This is a genomic window from Rubellimicrobium roseum (genome assembly GCF_006152145.1).
Taxonomy (GTDB): Bacteria; Pseudomonadota; Alphaproteobacteria; order Rhodobacterales; family Rhodobacteraceae; genus Rubellimicrobium; species Rubellimicrobium roseum.
Genome location: NZ_VDFV01000009.1, coordinates 41,995 through 58,586 on the forward strand (window position 1 = coordinate 41,995; position 16,592 = coordinate 58,586).

A 16,592-nucleotide genomic window follows, 5' to 3' on the forward strand; every position below is an offset into this window, starting at 1 on the left:
GCGCCTGCGGCCGTGCAGCGAGCGCCGAAAATTGTGGCAGGACGTCGGCCCGTGCCCGTTTCCTGATCGACCCGGCCGCAAGCGGGCGCGACGACGTCGGCCGCGGGTTGCCGTGATGTCGCGCGGCGCTTCTGCTGCGCGAGGGACCCCGGAAGCGACGGGGCCCGACAGGATGCCGCGCGGGACCGGTCCGGCCAGACTTGGGTTCCCGCGCGACAGCAGCGGAACGGCTGCGGCCCAAGGATAGCCCGGGGCCCGGAGGTCGCCAAGCCTCCGGGAGTGGCGATCCCTTGGCCCGGCCACGGACAGGGAACCGGGACACCAATGACCAAGACCACCTTCTCCATCGCGGCGCTTCTGGCCGCCCTGGGCGCCACCGGCGCCGTCGCGCAGGACGCCTGCCCCATCAAGGTGGGCGTGCTCCATTCGCTGTCGGGCAGCATGGCGATCTCGGAAACGACGCTCAAGGACGTGATGCTGATGCTCGTCGAGCAGCAGAACGCCAAGGGCGGGCTCCTGGGCTGCCAGATCGAGCCCGTAGTCGTGGACCCCGCCTCGGACTGGCCGCTCTTCGCCGAGAAGGCGCGCGAGCTGCTGACCGTCCACGAGGTCGACGTGATCTTCGGCAACTGGACCTCGGTCAGCCGCAAGTCGGTCCTGCCGGTGATCGAGGAGCTGAACGGACTGCTGTTCTACCCCGTCCAGTACGAGGGCGAGGAGTCGTCCAAGAACGTCTTCTACACCGGCGCCGCGCCCAACCAGCAGGCCATCCCGGCGGTGGACTACTTCCTGGAGGAGCTGGGCATCACCAAGTTCGCGCTGCTGGGCACCGACTACGTCTACCCGCGCACCACGAACAACATCCTGGAGGCCTATCTCCAATCCAAGGGCATCGCGTCCGAGGACATCTTCGTCAACTACACCCCCTTCAGCCATTCCGACTGGGCGACGATCGTGGCCGACGTGGCCGAGCTGGCCGCCGACGGCGAGCCGGTGGGCGTGATCTCGACCATCAACGGCGACGCCAACATCGGCTTCTACAAGGAGCTGGCGGCGCAGGGCATCTCGGCCGACGACATGCCGGTGGTGGCCTTCTCGGTGGGCGAGGAGGAGCTGTCGGGCCTCGACACCGCGAACCTCGTGGGGCACCTCGCGGCCTGGAACTACTTCATGTCCGCCGACACGCCCGAGAACGCGGCCTTCATCCAGGCCTGGCACGACTATATCGGCGACACCGCCCGCGTGACCAACGACCCCATGGAGGCCCACTACATCGGCTTCAACATGTGGGTGAACGCGGTGACCGAGGCCGGCACCACCGACGTCGATGCCGTGCGGACCGCCATGTACGGGCAGGAGTTCCCCAACCTCACCGGCGGGACCGCCGTGATGCTGCCCAACCACCACCTGATGAAGCCCGTGCTGATCGGCGAGATCCGCGAGGACGGGCAGTTCGACATCATCTCGCAGACCGAGGAGGTCGCGGGCGACGCCTGGACCGACTTCCTGCCCGAATCCGCCGTGCTCGATGCGGACTGGGAGAAGCTCGGCTGCGGCATGTACAACACCGAGACGCAGACCTGCGTCCAGCTCACCTCCAACTACTGACGGAAAGGCTGGGGGACCCGCCCAGCCCGGCGCCTGCCGCCGGGCGTTCGCCCCTGAAGCCCGTCCCCCCGGACGGTCTTCGGGGCGGGGCTCACCCCCAGACCCTAGCATGCGCATCCTCCTCGCCCTTCTCGTGGCGCTCTGGGCCCCGGCGGCCGGGGCGCAGACGCTTCAGGACCTGCTCCAGCAGGAGCCCGAGGCCATCTCGGACCCTTCGCGCCGCACGGTGGGCGAGGTGCTGGACAGGCTCGTCGATTCGGGCCTCCCCGAGGTGCCGGTCTTCCTCGAACGCTGGCAGGGCAAGGAGGTCTGGCAGCGCAAGAGCGACGGCCTGTTCTTCTATGCCGAGGAGGACGGCGACGGGCACGTGCTTTACGACATCTCCACGGGCGAGGAGGCCGGGCGGACGGGCCCGCGCGAATTGTCCGAACTCAAGCCCAACGCGGGCGTGCGCGGCGTCATCGGCTCGGCGCTCATCGAATTCCAACTCTCCGATCCCGACCCCGCGCGCCGCCAAGCCGCGCTGGACGCCATCGCCAAGGACCCCGCGCCCGAGCAGGCCGCCCCCCTCCGCGCCTCGCTGGAAGGCGAGGAGGACCCGGACCTGATGGCCCGCAAGGAGCGGCTCCTCGCCCTGCTCTCGGCCCGCTTCGACGAGGACCCCGCCGCGCGCGTGGCCGCCATCGAGGCCCTGGGCGCCGACATCTCGGTCGAGGCGCGGGCGGTGCTGAACCAGATCCTGGCCAGCCGCCCGGCCGTCGCCGCCACCCTCCCCGAGGACGCCAACGTCGCCCGCCTCCTCGTGCCGGGCAGCGCCGACCTGCCGCGCGAGGCCGCCTATGTCATGCTGGTGGAGGCGGGCCTCGCGCCCCCCCGCGTGACGGAGACGGAGATCCGCGACGCGCTCGTGGCCTCCATCGCCGACGGCATGGTGGGCGAGACTCCCGTGGCGACGCTGGGCACCGACGCCGCGCGCCACGCGGCCTACGACGCCATCGCCCCCGCCCGGGGCCTTCCGCCCCGCGTGACGGAGGCCGAGGTGGACGCGGCGATCTCCACCCACGTCTTCTGGCAGGGCTACGCCGAGCCCGACGCGACCGTCACCGCCGCGGCCCAGCGGGCGCTGGGCACGGCCGAGACGCGCGTCGCGCTGTGGCAGGGGGCCGACCTCCTCCTCGACGCGGTGTCGCTCGCCTCGATCTACTTCCTCGCGGCCATCGGCCTTGCCATCACCTTCGGCGTCATGGGCGTCATCAACATGGCGCATGGCGAGTTCATCATGATGGGCGCCTACACGGGCTACGTCGTGCAGACCCTCGTGCCCGACTACACGCTGTCTCTCCTCCTCGCGCTGCCCTTGGCCTTCGCCGTCACCTTCGCGGCCGGGGTCGCGATGGAGCGGCTGGTCATCCATCACCTCGCGCATCGCCCGCTGGAGACGCTGCTCGCCACCTTCGGCATCTCCATCGCGCTCCAGCAGGTCGCCAAGAACGTCTTCGGCACGCAGGCGCGGCCCCTCACCTCGCCCGCCTGGCTCGACGGGGCCTGGGTCATCAACGACGTGGCGGGCATCGCCTACATCCGCATCGCCATCTTCGTCCTGGCGCTCCTGTTCCTGGGGCTCCTGTTGTTCATCCTCAAGCGGACCCGCCTGGGGCTGGAGGTCCGCGCCGTCACCCAGAATCCCGGCATGGCGGCCTCGCTCGGGATCAATCCCGACCGCATCGGGATGCTGACCTTCGGCCTGGGCTCGGGCATCGCCGGGATCGCGGGCGTGGCCATCGGGCTCTACGCCAAGGTGACCTCCGAGATGGGCGCCGACTACATCGTGCAAAGCTTCATGACCGTGGTCGTGGGCGGCGTCGGCAACGTCTGGGGCACGCTCGCGGGCGCCGGGCTCATCGGCGGCTTCCAGAAGGGGGTGGAATGGCTCAACCCCTCGAACACGCTGGCGGCGCAGACCTTCATGATCCTCTTCATCATCGCCTTCATCCAGGTCCGGCCCCGCGGGATCGTCGCGATGAAGGGCCGCGCGGCCGGAGCCTGATCCCATGACCACCGCCCCCTCCTCCACCCTGCGGCCCCGCTTCGTGATCGCCGGAAACTCCTCCGTCCTCTGGGCGCTCCTCGTCCTGGCGCTCGTGACGGTGGGCGCGACCGTCCTGGCCGAGGCGGGGATGATCTCCACCTCCTTCGTCAAGACCCTGGGCAAGACGCTCTGCCTGTGCCTCGCGGCCATCGCCATGGACGTGGTCTGGGGCTACTGCGGCATCCTCAGCCTCGGCCACATGGCCTTCTTCGGAATCGGCGGCTACGCCATCGGCCAGTGGCTGATGACGGCGCGCACGACCGACATCGTGACACAGAACCTTGCCGGCCAGCCGCTCCCCCCCACCCCGCGCGAGATCGAGCAAGCCGTGGCCTCGCAGATCTTCGGGGTCGTGGGCGCCGACGACTTCCCCTGGATCTGGGCCTTCTCTCACAGCCTCGCGCTGCAACTGCTGATGGTCGTGCTGGTGCCGGGCGTGCTTGCCGGGCTCTTCGGCTGGCTGGCCTTCCGCTCGCGCGTGACGGGGGTCTACCTGTCCATCCTCACGCAGGGGATGACACTCGCCCTCTCGCTCTGGCTGTTCCAGAACGACTCGGGGCTCCGGGGCAACAACGGGCTCTCGGGGCTCCAGAACATTCCCGGCCTCGACCAGTGGGGGCAGGACCGGATCTCTCTCCTCTTCCTCTGGGCCTCGGCCGGGGCGCTGGGGGCGGGCTACGTCCTCTTCGCCTGGCTCACCTCCGGGCGGCGGGGCAGCGCCATCCGCGCCATCCGCGACGACGAGGCGCGGCTGCGCTTCCTCGGCCACGGGGTCGAGGGGCTCAAGCTCCTGGTCTTCACCCTGACGGCCGTGGTCACCGCCATCGCGGGCGCGCTCTATTACCCGCAGGCGGGCATCATCAATCCGGGCGAGGTCGCGCCCCTCGCCTCCATCTACCTCGCCGTCTGGGTCGCCATCGGCGGGCGCGGGCGGCTCTACGGCGCGGCGCTGGGCGCGGCGCTGGTGTCGCTCCTCTCCTCCTGGTTCACCGGGGGCGGGGCGCCGGATATTCCCCTGGGCTTCTACACGATCCAGTGGACCGACTGGTGGACCGTGCTCCTGGGCCTGACCTTCGTCGCCGTGACGCTCTGGGCGCCCAAGGGGCTGGGCGGGCTCTTCGACCTCGTGCCGTCCCGCAAGCCCCGGCAGGGCGACTGGGGCCCCGACGACGGCGCCTGGCGCCGCGAGGAGGGCCAGCCGTGACCGCGCTCCTCCATGTCGACTCCATCTCGGTCAGCTTCGACGGCTTCCGGGCGATCAACGACCTGTCCCTGACCGTCGAACCCACGGGCCTGCGCGCCATCATCGGCCCCAACGGCGCGGGCAAGACCACCTTCATGGACATCGTGACCGGCAAGACCCGGCCCGACTCGGGCCGCGTCCTCTGGGGCGAGAAGGCGCAGGATCTCGTGGGCCTGTCCGAATCGCGCATCGCCCGCCTCGGGCTCGGGCGCAAGTTCCAGCGCCCCACCGTATTCGAGGCGCAGACCGTGGCCGAGAACCTCGACCTCGCGCTTCGGAACCCCCGCCAGCCGCTGCGCGTCCTCTTCGCCCGCCGCACCGCCGACGACCGCGCCCGCGCCCTGGCCATCGCCGAGGAGATCGGGCTCCTTCCGCACCTCCACCGCCGCGCGGGCGAGCTGTCGCACGGCCAGAAGCAGTGGCTGGAGATCGGGATGCTGCTCGCGCAGGACCCCCGCCTCCTCCTCGTGGACGAGCCCGCCGCCGGCATGACCGTGCCCGAGCGCGAGCATACCACGGACCTCCTGCGCCGCGCCGCCGAGACCCGCGCCGTGGTGGTGGTCGAGCACGACATGGAGTTCGTCCGCCGCCTCGACTGCCGCGTGACCGTGCTGCACGAGGGCCGCGTGCTGGCCGAGGGCTCGCTGGACCACGTGACCTCCAATCCCGACGTCATCGACGTCTATCTGGGACGCTGACGATGCTCGAAGTCGAGAACCTGACCCTGCGCTACGGCCAGAGCCGCATCCTCCACGGCATCGACCTCGTGGCCCGCCCGGGCGAGGTGACGGCGGTGATGGGCGTGAACGGAGTGGGCAAGACCAGCCTCCTGCGCGCCATCGCGGGCCGCCACCCTTTCGAGGGGGGCACGATCCGCCTCGACGGGCGCGACCTGGGCCGCCCCACCGCCGCGCAGGCCGCCCGCGCGGGCATCGCCTACGTGCCGCAGGGGCGCGAGATCTTCCCCCTCCTGACCGTCGAGGAGAACCTGGAGACGGGCTTCGCCTGCCTACCCCGCGCGCGCCGCGAGGTGCCGGCCGAACTCTACGATCTCTTCCCGATCCTGACGACCATGCGCCACCGGCGCGGCGGCGACCTGTCGGGCGGCCAGCAGCAGCAGCTCGCCATCGCCCGCGCGCTGGTGACGCGGCCCCGCGTCCTGCTGCTCGACGAGCCCACCGAGGGCATCCAGCCCAGCATCATCAAGGACATCGGCCGGGTGATCGAGGGGCTGCGCGACCGCGGCGACATCGCCGTGGTGCTGGTCGAGCAGTACTTCGACTTCGCCCACCGGCTCGCGGACCGCTTCGTGGCCATGAGCCGGGGCGCGGTGACGCTGGCCGCCCCGCGCGAGGGGATCGCGCGCGACCGGCTCCTGTCGGCCATCTCGATCTAGGCGCCCAGCGTCCCGCCCAGGTGACGCGCCGCGGCGACCGACACGAGGCCCGTGCTCCGGGCCTCGAACACGAGCACGGTCACGACGCCGCCCTCGACCAGGACTCCGACGGCCATTCCCACGGGATCGGCGCGCAGGAGCAGGAACTGCCGGGCGGGCAGCACGCGCCGCGTGGCCGCGACCCATCCGGCCAGGTCCCCGGCGATCTCGGGGCCTAGGGCCTCCAGCGCCGAGCCCTCGCCCCAGCCCCGGAGGACCTCGCCCTCGGGACCGAGTTGCAGCACGCCCCGGCAATAGGGCGCCGCCACGGCGACGAAGGCCTCCGCCGCTGCCGGGTCCGCGCCGCCGGCCGGGCGGGCGGCCTCCGGCTCCTCCTGCGCGAGCAGCCGCCGGCAGACGGAGCGCAGCTCGCCCGGCCCCCAGCCCTGGACCTTGCGCGACCAGCCGGTCGCGCCGCGCCGGAACTCGATCGCCATGGGCCCGGGCTGGCGGATCAGCGCGCACAGGACATGCGCCACCTGCCGGAGGCGGTGCGCCGGTCGGCCGCCCCGGCCCGGAATGCGGGCTTCAACGATCTCCAGCAACTGCCCAAAGCCCGCGAGAAGGACGATCTCGGCCGCGCCCGCCCGCAGCGTCACGGTCTGGACCAGCGCCGCCGTCTCGATCTCCAGCAGGATCGCCAGCAGGCGGTCGGCGGGAGCGTCGGCCTCGACCAGCCGGCTGCGCGTGGGGGGCGCGGGCTCGGCCTCCGGGCGGGGCGGGCGGCGGTCGGGCAGAAGGGCGGTGTCGGGCATGGTGCCTCGCGCGGATGAACAGGGGGAACAGTCGTCAGGCGGCCCGCGCCAGGGTTTCGACCCCGGCCCGGGCGCGGGCCAGGACCAGGCCGACATTGGCGGCCTTGCGGCAGACGTAGCAGATCACCCGGCCCGAGGTTGCCCCGAGGGGCAGGAAGACATGGAGATGCTCGTCGCTGAACACGACCATCTCGGGCAGGCGCGGCGCCCCGTCAGTCGGGCCCGCGAGCAGGCGCCCGATCCCGGACAGCGCCGCCCCCTGGAACAGGTCCGCCACGGCGCCGCCCAGCCGGTCGAGCCCCCGCGCCAGGTCCGTGTCCGTGGCCCCGGTGGCCAGGAGCAGCCCCGACTCGGCGTCGAGGCAGCCCGAGGCCAGGCAGTCCGGGATGGCCGCCATCGTCGCCTGCAGCGCGGTCTCGAAACTCGACATGCTCCGGTCCTTTCGTGGCGCGGGCCAGGGGGCGCGCGCCGACCGGACTAGCGGGGCCACGTAACGGCCACGTTGGAGCATCCCGGCTTTTCCAAGCCTTTTTGAGGACGAAGCGGTGTCGCCGGGGCCGATCAGCCCGACGCCGAGGCCGGGATGCCGCGCACGAGCGATTGGACCAGCGCCACGACCTCGTCCTCCAGCGCCTCGCGCGGGGTGCCCACGAATTGCCCGGTGAGCGACAGGTGCACGACCCCATGGACGGCCGCGAAGAGCGTGCGCGCCCGCAGCGACAGCCCCTCGGGGCCAAGGTCGGGCCGCAGCCGCGCCAGCGGACCCGCGATCAGCCGCATGATCCGCACATGAGCCTCGCGATGATCCTCGGGGACGGGCACGCCCTCGGGCAGGCGGTGGTCGAAGAGCGCAGCCCAGAGCGGCCGCTCGGCCAGCGCGAAGCGGACATAGCCACGCGCGAGGGCTACCATCCGCTCGGCCGGGGGCAGGTCCTCGGGAGCCGCGTGGCGAAGCCTCTCGTCCAGCCGCGCCAGCGTGCGGGCGTTCACCTGCAGGATCAGCAGGTCCAGGCTCTCGAAGGCGCTGTACAGGGAGCCCAGCGCGACGCCTGCCTCGGCCGTCAGGTCCCGCGCGCGCAGTCCCCCGAGGCCGCCTTCCACGATGCGCCGCTCGGCCGCGTCCAGCAGGCGGCGGCGCAGTTCCTCGCGGCTCTCCTCGCGCTTGCCCATCATCCCGCCTCCCAATCCATGAACACCGTTCAACAAATATCTTGAACAACGTTCAGAGACAAGCTACAAATCACTTCATGAACAACGTTCACTATTCGGAGGACATCATGGAATCAACCATCCGACCCCAGCAGGACGACCTCCCGGCGCCCCGTGCCGCCGTTGGACCGACGACCGAAGCCGCCCGCGCCTGCGCGGAGCTGGGCGCGCTCGGCGCCCGCCATGTCTGGCTCCTGGCCGAGCGTTCCGCCGCCCTGGCTCGGGACGACCGTGCGGCCGCCGAGATCCTCGCGAGCCGCCTCGCGGCCATCGAGACCGACATGACGCGTGCCGTCGCGGTGCTGGTGGCCCGCAACGCCCGCCCCGAGCCGCCGCGCGCGCGGACCTGACCCGTTTCCCATCCAGCGAAGGAGCCCTCCCATGTCCACGCCGACCCGTTCCGACTCGTCCGCCTGGCGGACATTCACCTTCGTCAACTTCGCTGTCGCCGCGCTGATGATGGCGGGTGGCATCTGGTTCCTGGACGCCAGCTTCGCGGTGAAGGGGTTCTACGCGATGGCGGCGCTGATGCTGGTGAGCTCGACCGTGTCCCTGTCCAAGACTCTGCGCGACGAGGCCGAGGCCGAGCGCGACAGGGAACGCCGCCGCGAGGAGGCCGACGCGCGGCTGCCCGGTGGGATGGCGCACCCCTCCTGACCCTGCGGCACCCTCAGGATCAGCCGACCCAACCACAGGGAATGCGGAACGCATCGGGAACACGCACAAGATGTAGTTGACCCCGGACTCCGCACCCCACAGCATGGTTATCCACAGGCCCGCGCGTCGCGGACCCGGAGACGGACGCCCATGCTCGAATCGTCACAGCCCGCCCTGCCGCTGATGGACCAGCTTCCCCTGTCCGCGCCTCCGGCGCGGGCGGGGCGGCGGCGGACCTCCGTGGCCGCGCGTCCGGCCGGAGCGGCCTGCAGCGCCGGCCAGCTCCGGGCGATGCGGCAGGCCTTCCTGGGTCTGGCGACGCGATGGGCGCTCTCGGGCGAGGAAGCGTTGCGCCTTATGGGAGAGCCCTTCGACGACGAGGCCGCGCGGATCGAGCGTCTGGAGGGCCTCCTCGGCATCCACCGCTCGCTCCTGCTGCTCCTGCCCGAGCCCGACACCTGCCTGTGCTTCCTGCGCCGCCCGGCCGCCGCCTTCGACGGCTGCTCGGCGCTGGGGGTCATGCTCGCGGACGGGCGCACGGGCATCGCGCGGGTGCGCGCCCACATCGTCGAGCACGTGGCGCGCGCGCCGCTCTGATCCCCGGCTTGATCGCGGGCCGCACCCCGGCGAAGCTCGTGGCCGTCCCCAGCCGGAGTCCGCCATGACCGTCCGTCGCCTCGCCGCCCTCCTCCTCGCCGGCCTTCTTGCATCGCCCGCGCAGGCGCAGGGCGTCCTCGACCGCCTTCTGGGCGACGACCCGGGCCGGGCCATCGCGCCCGCCGACCTCGTCGCGGCGCACATCTGGGTCTTCGACCCCCGCCGGGGCCTGTCGAACTTCCCCCAGGCCGAGATGCGCCCGGGGCCTCATGTCCTCGTGATCCTGACGGCCAACACCCGCGTCCCGAGCCTCGTGCTGCGCACCGAGACCGGCGCCGAATGCGCCGCCGCCGCGCGCTCGCTCACCTCCGTCCACGGCGGAGGGTTGGCCTACTGCCACCCGCTCGCCTGAGCGGCCCGCCTGCGGGCCGCCTCGGGGATGCGCGTGCCCTGCAGCCCCCACCGCAGAAGGGCCGGGCCCAGGAGCCGCCCCGCCGCCACCTGCCCCCAGGGCGCCACCAGCGCCCGCGAGGCCCAGGTGCTGCGCCCCACCTGCCCCCGCAGGTCCTGCGCGAGCCGGCGCTGGAAGGCCTGCGGGTCCTCGCCCCGGACCAGCGCCGCCGCCGCCAGCCGCGCCCCATGGAGCGCGAGCGACATCCCCTCGCCGGTGAAGGACGGGATCACCGCCGCCTGGTCGCCCAGCCGCCAGAGGCCCCCGCTCTCCTCCTGCACGAGCCCGTAGGGAATGCGCGCCACCGCGAGCGGCCGGGCTGCCTCGGGCTCGGCCCCGTCCAGCACCGACAGGCCCGGGCCGGCCGCACGCAGATGGGCGAGAAGCCGGTCCCAGTCGCGCCCCAGCCCCGCGAAGGCCCCCTCGCGGACCAGCAGGCACAGGTTGGCCCGCCCCCCCTCGACCGGCTGGAGCCCGGCATAGCCCCCGGGAAACAGATGCAGCTCCACCCGCCCCGCCAGCCGGCCGGGATCGGATAACCGCCAGTAGGTCTTGAGCCCGAGGAGGTCCGTCTGTCGGCCCTCGGGCCGCTTCCAGCCCCGCAGGTCGTGCTTGCCCGTGGCCAGCGCCACCGCCCGCGCGCGGACCGACCCGCCGTCCGTGCCGACCCGCCAGCCCCCGTCCGCCGGCTCCAGCGCCGTGGCGCGAACGCCGCGCCGGACCTCGGCCCCCGCGCCCGCCGCCCGCGCCAGCAGGGCCTCGTCGAGCACCCGCCGCGACAGGCTCAGCGCCTCGAAGCCCATCTCCGCCTCGGCCCGCCGCCGCCCCGCCTGCATCGCCACGCGATGGATCGGCACCGCGCCCAGGGCCCGCAGGTCGAGCTCCAACGCCCCCAATTCCTCCTGCGCCTCGTAGCTCAGGAACTCGCCGCAGACCTTGTCATGCGGGCCGGTGCTGCGCTCCAGCAGCAGCACGTCGCGCCCCGCCCCTGCCAGATGCGCCGCCGCCGCCGCCCCGGCCAGCCCCCCGCCGATCACGACGACCTCACGCATCAGGCGGGCTTCACGCGGCCGACGCAGAGCCGGAACGGCATCCGGCGCCGCACCTCCGCCTCGGGCACCCCCGCCTCGGCCAGGAGCCGCCGCCAGTCCCCCGGCACGAAGGCGCGGGCAAAGGACACCGGCCCGTCGTGGCGCACGAAGGGATGCATCCGGAACGCCGCCGCCAGCGGCCCGAAGCCGTGATAAGCGAGCCTGTGGCGGTGCAGGTCGTTCACGAACCACCCGATCCGCGCCCGCGCCTCCATCCAGCGCAGGAAGCGCACCACGCCCGCGTCGTCGAGGTGATGGGCGAAGAGCGCGCTCAGGATCACGTCCGCGCGCCCCTCGTGGTCGAAGATGTCCCCCGTCACCCAGCGGATCGGCCGCCCCGGGGCCGTGGCCTCCCGCGCCGCGCGGGCCGACCAGGGGCTCAGGTCCACCCCCGTCAGCCGCACCGCGATCCCGTGCCGCGCGGCCCAGCCGTCCACCGCCCGCAGAGCGTCGCCGTAGCCGCTGCCCGCGTCTAGGATCTCCACGGGCCGCCCCGGCCCGATCCGCCCCGCCCGCCGCAGGCCCTCCAGAAACCCGAGCGTCGGTCGATACCCCAGCGACAGCCGGTTGACGCGCGCGAGGTCCCGCAGGCAGCCCCGGAACGTCGCGTAGTCCGTGTCGGGCGCGTCCATCAGCTCCGGCTCGCGCGACCGGCGCGACAGGTCCGCCATCTCAGGCCGCGGTGAAGAGCAGCGTCTCGGCCGTGAGCCCCGGCCCGAAGGCCATGGCGCAGCCCTTCTCGCCGCCCTGCGCCCGCTCCATCATGCGCTGGAGCACGAAGAGCACCGTGGCCGAGGACATGTTCCCGAAGCGCCGCAGCACCTCGCGCGAATCCGACAGCGCCTCGGGCTCCAGCTCCAGCGCCCCCTGCACGGCGTCCAGCACCGTGCGCCCGCCCGGATGCACCGCCCAGAGGTCGATATCCTCCATCGCCACGCCGTCCAGGATGCGCCCGCGCCCGCGCCGCAGCGCCTCGCCGACGGCCGCCGGCACCTGCCCCGACAGGTGCATGTCGAAGCCGTCGTTGCCGATCCGCCAGGTGATGTGCTCGGCCCCCTCGGGCAGAAGCGCCGCGTGGAAGCGGTCGAGCGACAGCCCCTCGGGATCCGCCGTCACCAGCGCCGCCGCGCAGCCGTCGCCGAAGATCAGGAAGCTCAGCACCTTCTCCAAGTCCTGCGTCTCCTGCAGGTGCAGCGTGCAGAGCTCGACCGACACGATCAGAACCCGCGCGGAGGGCTCGGAGCGCACGATGTGCCGCGCGAGCTTGAGCGCGTTGATCCCGGCGTAGCAGCCCATGAAGCCCACGCAGGTCCGCTCCACGGAGGGGTCGAGCCCGCAGCGCTCGATCAGTTGCAGGTCCAGCCCCGGCGCGTAGTGCCCCGTGCAGGACACCGCGAGGACATGGGTCACGTCCTTCGCCCGCTCGCCCAGCTCCAGCCCGGCCACGGCCCGTGCGCCCAGGTCGGCCGCGAAGCGCTCGTAGATCCGCATCCGCTCGCCGGTCGATGGAAAGCGGCCCCGGCGGTAGACCTCCTCGTTGCCCACTCCGGCCGAGCGGCCCTGGTCCGCCAGCGTCAGCACCGACCAGCGGTGGTCGATCTGGCTGCGCTTCACCAGGCGGTCGAAGACGGGCGCGCTGCGGTCGCCGTCCAGAAGACCCCGTGCGAAGCCCACGAAGGCCGCGTGGACGTCGTTGGGGGGAACGGCCGTGGCGATGCGGTTCAGATAGGCGGTCATGGGTCCTCGTGAGGCTCGGGGAAATGGCTCGCTTCCCCGCAGCTAGGCCCCGGCGCCGCCCGAGCAAGCGCGCCCCGCGCCGCCGCCCATCACGTCTCGACGCCGCGCGCGCCTTCGGCCAACCTGACGGCCCCGAGGCCTGGACCTTCCACCCGGCGCGCCTGCCTCGGGACAGGGCCGCGCCGCGCAAGGACATCGACCATGGACCGCATCGAGATCGCCCCGGGGCTTACCTTCAGCCGCCTCGTTTACGGCATGTGGCGGCTCGCCGACGATCCCGACACCTCGCCTGCCCGCGTGCAGGCCAAGATCGAGGCCTGCCTCGATCAGGGCATCACCACGATGGATCAGGCCGACATCTACGGCGGCTACACCGCCGAGGAGATCCTAGGCGACGCCCTGCGCGCCGCGCCCCACCTGAAGGACCGCGTCGAGATCGTCACCAAGTGCGGCATCCTCGTGGGCGCGGGCCGCTACGCCGACCGGCGGGTGAAGCACTACGACACGGGCCGCGCCCACATCCTCGCCTCCGTGGACCATTCCCTGCGGCTCATGGGGGTGGACCGGATCGACCTTCTCCTGATCCACCGCCCCGACCCGCTGATGGACCACCGCGAGACCGGCGCGGCGCTCGACGAGGTGGTGGCCAGCGGCAAGGTCCGCGCCGTGGGCGTGTCGAACTTCCGCCCCTGGGACCTGTCGCTCCTCCAGTCCGCCATGGAGACGCGCCTCGCCACCAACCAGATCGAACTGAGCCTGTCCGCGCATCAGCCGCTGATCGACGGTCAAGTGGCCTCCCTGCAGGAGCGCGGCCTGCCGGTCATGGCCTGGTCGCCGCTCGGAGGCGGCGCGCTCCTGAGCGAGGGCAACGAACCCCTGTCCGCCCTCCTGCGCCGCCTGGGCGAGGAGTCTGGGACCGACGCGGCGGCCGTGGCGGTGGCCTGGCTCCTGGCGCATCCCGCGCGCATCCTGCCGATCCTGGGCACCAACACCCTCGACCGCATCCGCACGCTGTCGCAGGCCCTGAACGTGCCGATGGACCGGCAGACCTGGTTCGAGCTTTACAGCGCCGCGCAAGGGCACGAGGTGCCCTGAGCCTCAGCGGATGCGGACGAGCGGGGCCCCCAACTGGCGGAAGTCCCGCTCCCGGCAGGTCAGGACCAGCACCTGCAGGTTCTCGGCCGCCCGATGCAGGACAAGGTGCATCCGCGACAGCCGGGCCTCGTCCGTGTTCACCAGCGCGTCGTCGAGGATCACCGCCGCCGACCGCCCCGCCCCCCGCAGGATGTCCGCGAGCGCGAGCCGCGTGACCACCGCCACCTGCTCGCGCGCGCCGATGGACAGGTCGTGGAAGGCCTCCTCGCGCCCGTCGCGGCGGAAGCCCTCGATCTCCAGCGTGGTCTCGTTCAGCACCACGTCCGTGTCAGGCTGGAGGAGCCGCAGGTAGGGCCGCACCTTCTCGCGCACGGGGCCCAGCCAGCGGTCCTTGCTCTCGCTCTGCGCCGCGACCAGCGCCTCGTGAAGGAGCTTCGAGGCCGCCGCCTCCTGCCCCCGAAGCCCGAGCTGCCGCCGCCGCAGCTCCAGCAGGCCCTCGACCTCGGCGAGCTGCTCGCCCACGCCCTCGCGACCCAGCGCGCCCAGCTCCACCTCCAGATCGCGCTTCTCGCGGCCCAGCCGGTCGATATCGGCGCGGATGGCCTGCTCCGCCCGTTCCGCGCGCTTCATCTCCAGCCGCACCACCTCGGGGTCCGACGCCTCCAGCGCCGCCCGGGCCGCGCCCTCAGCCGCCTCGGCCGCCAGAAGCTCCGCCCCGGCCTGCCCCAGCGCCGCCTCCAGCGCCTCGTCCGGCACGGCCGCCCGCGCCTCCGCCAGCTCCGCGCCCAGCGCCTCGTGCTCACGCGCCAGCCCCGCCGTCCGTCCTTCCAGCGTGGCGAGGTCCCGGTCCGCGGCGACCCGCGCCGCCTCGGCCGCCTTCGCCTCGGCCTCCACCCCCGCCACGGTCCCCATCGCCGCGTGCAGGTCCGCCCGCGCCGCCTCGACCACCGCCGCGTCGGCCTCCCCGATCCCGTCGCCCACCTCATCAAGAACGGACCGCTGCGCCGCGACCGCTGCCTGCAATGCCTCGATCCCCTGGGGCGCGAGCGCCTCCACCAGCCGTGCCTGCGCCTCGGCCTCGCCCTCGCAGGCAAGCCGGCGCTGCAGGGCCGCCCGCGCCTCGGCGGGATCGGCCACGCCCAACGCCGCGAGCCGCTCAGCCAGCGCCCGCCCCGCGTCCTCGGCCTCGCGGGCGAGGTCGCCCGCCCCGCCGCCGGGCCGCACCCGCAGCCGGCCGAACCCTTCCAGCATGATCTCGGCATCCGCCGCCAGCCAGACCGGCGCCCCCGCGTCCTGCGCCCGGCCATCCACCGTCACGGCCCGCCCGTCGTCGGGGGCGAAGTCGATCCGCACGCTCGCCGCCTGGCTCCGGGCCAACGTCCGGTCGCGCGCCTGCGCCAGCGCCTCGACCTCCTTCAGCGCGGCGGCCGTGATCGCAACCGCCGCCGCCCCGGCCAGCGCCACGCGCCGCCGCCGCTCCGCTTCCTCGGCCCCGCGAAGCTGCGCCTCCAGCCGCCCCAGCGCCTCGCGCGCCTCCTGCCGCCGCAGCGCCCGCTCCCCGGCCGCCAGCCGCTCGGTCGCCCGGTCACGCGCGCCCCGCGCCTCGGCCAGCCGCCCGGCCGCCCCACGCGCCGCCGCATCATGCGCCTCCAGCACGCCCCGGAGCGCCCCCGCCTCCTCCTGCGCCGACGCCAGCGCCCGCGCCGCCGCGTCCCGCCGCCCGACCAGCGCCGCCCGCGCCGCGCGCCGCCCCTCGGCCGCGTCCCGCGCCGCCGCCGCCAGCTTCCGCCGCCCCTCGGCCTCGCGCAGCCCCTGCTCCAGCCGGGCCGCCTGCCCCTCGGCCACCCGCGCCGCCGCGAGGTCCCGCTGCGCCTGCCCCAGCGAATCCTCCCGCTCGTGCCGCGCCAGCGCCTCCTGCCGGGCCGCGAGGTCGCTCACCTTGCCGTCATGCGCCTCCCAGCGCCGCCGCAGGTCGGCCTGCCGCGCCTCCAGCTCCTCGACCTCCTCGCGCAGCTCCTTCCAGGGCCCGCGCGGCTTGTCGAGCTTGGTCCAGTGGTCCGCCCGCCGCCTCTCGGCCGCCGTCAGCAGCGCCCGGCCGCGCTCGCCGCCCAGCACCTGCCCGACCTCGGTCTCCAGCGCCGCCGCGATCCCCTCGCGCCCCGCGCCCACGCCCAGCGCCTCGTGCGCCGTCCCCTGCTGCACCCACAGCAGCCCATAGGCCCCCTGGTGCTCGCCGGGCTTGGACCCGCCCGCGCCGGGCGGCGTGAAGCCCAGAAGCTCCGCCAGCTTCTCCTCGACCTCGTCCCCGGACCAGCGGCCGCGCGGGCTCTCCAGCTCGGCCTCGGGCTTTTGCACGAAAGCCTTCCTCAGCCGCCACGCCTCGCCCCCCAGATCGAAATCGAGCCGGATCTCGGGCCGCACCGACTGGCCGAAGGGCAGCATCCCCTGCGCCGCCCGCCCGCCCACGCGATGCCGCTCGAACAGCACGGCCCGCAGCGCCGCAAGCAGCGTGGACTTGCCCGCCTCGTTGTCCCCCACGACGACGTTCAGCCCGTCGCCCAAGCCCTCCACCACCAGATGCTGGAGCTTGCGGAAGTCCCTGACCTCGATCCGCCGGAGCCTCAT

General features: G+C 73.4%; 17 protein-coding genes. 10 read left to right on the forward strand and 7 right to left on the reverse strand.

The genetic code is table 11. The features are described 5' to 3' along the window. Positions 1-324 precede the first annotated feature (324 nt). The 5 genes from urtA to urtE all read left to right on the forward strand — a co-directional run bounded on the left by urtA (position 325) and on the right by urtE (position 6,336). A complete protein-coding gene (urtA, locus tag FHG71_RS08990; protein WP_139081296.1) occupies positions 325-1,608 on the forward strand; it encodes an urea ABC transporter substrate-binding protein in 1,284 nt (427 codons plus the stop codon). Between the two features lie 109 nt (positions 1,609-1,717). Continuing rightward, positions 1,718-3,655 (forward strand): urea ABC transporter permease subunit UrtB, encoded by a 1,938-nt coding sequence (gene urtB, locus FHG71_RS08995; RefSeq protein ID WP_139081297.1) that lies wholly within the window; start codon positions 1,718-1,720, stop codon positions 3,653-3,655. A gap of 4 nt (positions 3,656-3,659) precedes the next feature. Then, complete coding sequence (locus FHG71_RS09000; protein WP_176559352.1) at positions 3,660-4,901, forward strand: ABC transporter permease subunit; 1,242 nt, start codon at positions 3,660-3,662, stop codon at positions 4,899-4,901. After that, the gene (gene urtD, locus FHG71_RS09005; protein ID WP_139081298.1) at positions 4,898-5,638 is read left to right on the forward strand and encodes an urea ABC transporter ATP-binding protein UrtD; all 741 of its coding nucleotides are present in this window, start codon (positions 4,898-4,900) and stop codon (positions 5,636-5,638) included. The genes FHG71_RS09000 and urtD overlap by 4 nt, the downstream gene beginning before the upstream one ends. A 2-nt stretch (positions 5,639-5,640) precedes the next feature. Beyond that, positions 5,641-6,336, forward strand: a complete 696-nt coding sequence (gene urtE / locus FHG71_RS09010; protein ID WP_139081299.1) for an urea ABC transporter ATP-binding subunit UrtE — start codon at positions 5,641-5,643, stop codon at positions 6,334-6,336. On the opposite strand, the gene FHG71_RS09015 is transcribed toward urtE, so the two are convergent. From FHG71_RS09015 to FHG71_RS09025, 3 genes are all read right to left on the reverse strand, one after another. Next, complete coding sequence (locus tag FHG71_RS09015) at positions 6,333-7,130, reverse strand: hypothetical protein (protein WP_139081300.1); 798 nt, start codon at positions 7,128-7,130, stop codon at positions 6,333-6,335. The two genes, urtE and FHG71_RS09015, sit on opposite strands and share 4 nt — an antisense overlap. 34 nt (positions 7,131-7,164) lie before the next feature. Further along, positions 7,165-7,560, reverse strand: a complete 396-nt coding sequence (locus tag FHG71_RS09020) for a hypothetical protein (protein ID WP_139081301.1) — start codon at positions 7,558-7,560, stop codon at positions 7,165-7,167. Between the two features lie 131 nt (positions 7,561-7,691). Continuing rightward, entirely contained in the window at positions 7,692-8,303 is a 612-nt protein-coding gene (locus FHG71_RS09025; protein WP_139081302.1) for a TetR-like C-terminal domain-containing protein, read from the reverse strand. Positions 8,304-8,407: 104 nt separating this feature from the next. Here FHG71_RS09025 and FHG71_RS09030 point away from each other — a divergent pair, with 104 nt between their 5' ends. The 4 genes from FHG71_RS09030 to FHG71_RS09045 all read left to right on the forward strand — a co-directional run bounded on the left by FHG71_RS09030 (position 8,408) and on the right by FHG71_RS09045 (position 10,005). Continuing rightward, on the forward strand, positions 8,408-8,689 hold the full coding sequence (locus tag FHG71_RS09030) for a hypothetical protein (protein WP_139081303.1): 282 nt from the start codon (positions 8,408-8,410) through the stop codon (positions 8,687-8,689). A 31-nt stretch (positions 8,690-8,720) separates the two neighbouring features. After that, the gene (locus FHG71_RS09035) at positions 8,721-8,996 is read left to right on the forward strand and encodes a YiaA/YiaB family inner membrane protein (RefSeq protein WP_139081304.1); all 276 of its coding nucleotides are present in this window, start codon (positions 8,721-8,723) and stop codon (positions 8,994-8,996) included. A gap of 150 nt (positions 8,997-9,146) precedes the next feature. Further along, on the forward strand, positions 9,147-9,593 hold the full coding sequence (locus tag FHG71_RS09040) for a hypothetical protein (RefSeq protein ID WP_139081305.1): 447 nt from the start codon (positions 9,147-9,149) through the stop codon (positions 9,591-9,593). A 64-nt stretch (positions 9,594-9,657) separates the two neighbouring features. Continuing rightward, on the forward strand, positions 9,658-10,005 hold the full coding sequence (locus FHG71_RS09045) for a hypothetical protein (RefSeq protein WP_139081306.1): 348 nt from the start codon (positions 9,658-9,660) through the stop codon (positions 10,003-10,005). Here FHG71_RS09045 and FHG71_RS09050 read toward each other — a convergent pair. From FHG71_RS09050 to FHG71_RS09060, 3 genes are read right to left on the reverse strand one after another with little or no spacing between them, the layout of a single operon-like run. Continuing rightward, the gene (locus FHG71_RS09050) at positions 9,984-11,096 is read right to left on the reverse strand and encodes an NAD(P)/FAD-dependent oxidoreductase (protein WP_139081307.1); all 1,113 of its coding nucleotides are present in this window, start codon (positions 11,094-11,096) and stop codon (positions 9,984-9,986) included. The genes FHG71_RS09045 and FHG71_RS09050 overlap by 22 nt on opposite strands. Next, positions 11,096-11,806 carry a methyltransferase domain-containing protein gene (locus tag FHG71_RS09055; RefSeq protein ID WP_218014063.1) on the reverse strand — a complete coding sequence of 237 codons (711 nt, stop codon included), beginning with the start codon at positions 11,804-11,806 and terminating at the stop codon, positions 11,096-11,098. The genes FHG71_RS09050 and FHG71_RS09055 overlap by 1 nt, the downstream gene beginning before the upstream one ends. Before the next feature lies 1 nt (position 11,807). Then, complete coding sequence (locus tag FHG71_RS09060; RefSeq protein WP_139081308.1) at positions 11,808-12,872, reverse strand: type III polyketide synthase; 1,065 nt, start codon at positions 12,870-12,872, stop codon at positions 11,808-11,810. 201 nt (positions 12,873-13,073) lie between these two features. On the opposite strand from FHG71_RS09060, the gene FHG71_RS09065 reads away from it, so the two are divergent. Next, positions 13,074-13,967: an aldo/keto reductase gene (locus FHG71_RS09065; RefSeq protein WP_139081309.1), complete on the forward strand. Its 894-nt coding sequence runs from the start codon at positions 13,074-13,076 to the stop codon at positions 13,965-13,967. Positions 13,968-13,970: 3 nt separating this feature from the next. Here the strand turns inward: FHG71_RS09065 and FHG71_RS24570 are convergent, their stop codons facing one another. Next, positions 13,971-16,592 (reverse strand): AAA family ATPase, encoded by a 2,622-nt coding sequence (locus FHG71_RS24570; RefSeq protein ID WP_139081310.1) that lies wholly within the window; start codon positions 16,590-16,592, stop codon positions 13,971-13,973.

What these genes read in the sequence shown, in the direction of transcription:
- urtA (WP_139081296.1), top strand. Translation starts at nt 325, where the DNA reads ATGACCAAGACCACCTTCTCCATCGCGGCGCTTCTGGCCGCCCTGGGC.
- urtB (WP_139081297.1), top strand. Translation starts at nt 1,718, where the DNA reads ATGCGCATCCTCCTCGCCCTTCTCGTGGCGCTCTGGGCCCCGGCGGCC.
- FHG71_RS09000 (WP_176559352.1), top strand. Translation starts at nt 3,660, where the DNA reads ATGACCACCGCCCCCTCCTCCACCCTGCGGCCCCGCTTCGTGATCGCC.
- urtE (WP_139081299.1), top strand. Translation starts at nt 5,641, where the DNA reads ATGCTCGAAGTCGAGAACCTGACCCTGCGCTACGGCCAGAGCCGCATC.
- FHG71_RS09015 (WP_139081300.1), bottom strand. Translation starts at nt 7,130, where the DNA reads ATGCCCGACACCGCCCTTCTGCCCGACCGCCGCCCGCCCCGCCCGGAG.
- FHG71_RS09020 (WP_139081301.1), bottom strand. Translation starts at nt 7,560, where the DNA reads ATGTCGAGTTTCGAGACCGCGCTGCAGGCGACGATGGCGGCCATCCCG.
- FHG71_RS09025 (WP_139081302.1), bottom strand. Translation starts at nt 8,303, where the DNA reads ATGATGGGCAAGCGCGAGGAGAGCCGCGAGGAACTGCGCCGCCGCCTG.
- FHG71_RS09030 (WP_139081303.1), top strand. Translation starts at nt 8,408, where the DNA reads ATGGAATCAACCATCCGACCCCAGCAGGACGACCTCCCGGCGCCCCGT.
- FHG71_RS09035 (WP_139081304.1), top strand. Translation starts at nt 8,721, where the DNA reads ATGTCCACGCCGACCCGTTCCGACTCGTCCGCCTGGCGGACATTCACC.
- FHG71_RS09040 (WP_139081305.1), top strand. Translation starts at nt 9,147, where the DNA reads ATGCTCGAATCGTCACAGCCCGCCCTGCCGCTGATGGACCAGCTTCCC.
- FHG71_RS09045 (WP_139081306.1), top strand. Translation starts at nt 9,658, where the DNA reads ATGACCGTCCGTCGCCTCGCCGCCCTCCTCCTCGCCGGCCTTCTTGCA.
- FHG71_RS09050 (WP_139081307.1), bottom strand. Translation starts at nt 11,096, where the DNA reads ATGCGTGAGGTCGTCGTGATCGGCGGGGGGCTGGCCGGGGCGGCGGCG.
- FHG71_RS09055 (WP_218014063.1), bottom strand. Translation starts at nt 11,806, where the DNA reads ATGGCGGACCTGTCGCGCCGGTCGCGCGAGCCGGAGCTGATGGACGCG.
- FHG71_RS09060 (WP_139081308.1), bottom strand. Translation starts at nt 12,872, where the DNA reads ATGACCGCCTATCTGAACCGCATCGCCACGGCCGTTCCCCCCAACGAC.
- FHG71_RS09065 (WP_139081309.1), top strand. Translation starts at nt 13,074, where the DNA reads ATGGACCGCATCGAGATCGCCCCGGGGCTTACCTTCAGCCGCCTCGTT.
- FHG71_RS24570 (WP_139081310.1), bottom strand. Translation starts at nt 16,592, where the DNA reads ATGAGGCTCCGGCGGATCGAGGTCAGGGACTTCCGCAAGCTCCAGCAT.